Here is a 915-nt window from a genome sequence, read left to right on the forward strand (position 1 = left end):
GCATAAGCAAATTGCCGGCGGGGTTGTGGCCGAAACGCTCCTGTACGTCTTGCGAGTGATCGGCGCGGGTCAGGCGGTTTAGCGGGTCGTAGCGATAACGGGGTTCGCCTTTGCGGGTGTCGATCAGGCGGGCGAGGTTGCCGGCTTTGTCGTAGTCGTATTGCCGTTGGTAAAGGTGGTTTCCTTGCTGGGTGACGGCGTGGGAGTGCAGGCGGTTTTGGTCGTCGTAGTGGTAATGGCTGAGCAGTTGGCCCTGTTGGCGTTGGTGTTCGCGACCGCTCTTGAATAAGTGCGAGGTGAGCACTTCACCATTGAGTTCGACGGTGGCGAGATGGCCGCCTTTATCGTGGTTGAAGGTGAGGCGGTTGTTGTCCGGCAGGCGTAAATGTTGAAGTTGCCCGCAGGCATCGTAGCCATAGCGCAAGGTGCCCCAGCCCTGGTGCTCAGCAGTGAGGCGGTTTTGTTTGTCGTACTCGTAGGCCAGCGCCCAGTGGCCGTCTTCGACGCTAAGGAGGTTGCCCTGGCGGTCGTAGGTGTAGTCGACCGTATTGCCATCGGGCAGGGTTTTTCTTAAGAGGCGACCGGCATAGTCGCGCTCGTAACGGGTAACAAGCTGACTGCCATCGTCGCCGTGCTCGGTCTTTTCCAGCAGGTTTCCGTTGAGGTCGTAGGCGTAGGCGGTGCGTTGGCCGTCGAAGCCGGTTTCCTGTCGGATCAGGCCGTTGGGGTGGTAGTCCAGTCGATAGGTTTCGCCGACTTCGTTTTCGATGGCGGTCAGCAGCAATCGAGCATTGTCGTAGCGGTACTTGACCTGAGTACCATCGGCGTTGATGCGGCGGCTGATCAGGTGCAGGCCGTCGGCGTATTCGTAGCGGGTGACGTGGCCGAGTTCATCGCGTTCGGCGATGATTTTTC

General features: G+C 59.3%; 1 pseudogene. It reads right to left on the bottom strand.

What is annotated here, in order from left to right:
• Positions 1 to 915 (bottom strand): annotated as a pseudogene (locus BFQ00_RS29950) (type IV secretion protein Rhs); the annotation flags it as partial.

Source organism: Pseudomonas sp. 28 E 9 (genome assembly GCF_900004785.1).
Classification (GTDB): domain Bacteria; phylum Pseudomonadota; class Gammaproteobacteria; order Pseudomonadales; family Pseudomonadaceae; genus Aquipseudomonas; species Aquipseudomonas orientalis_A.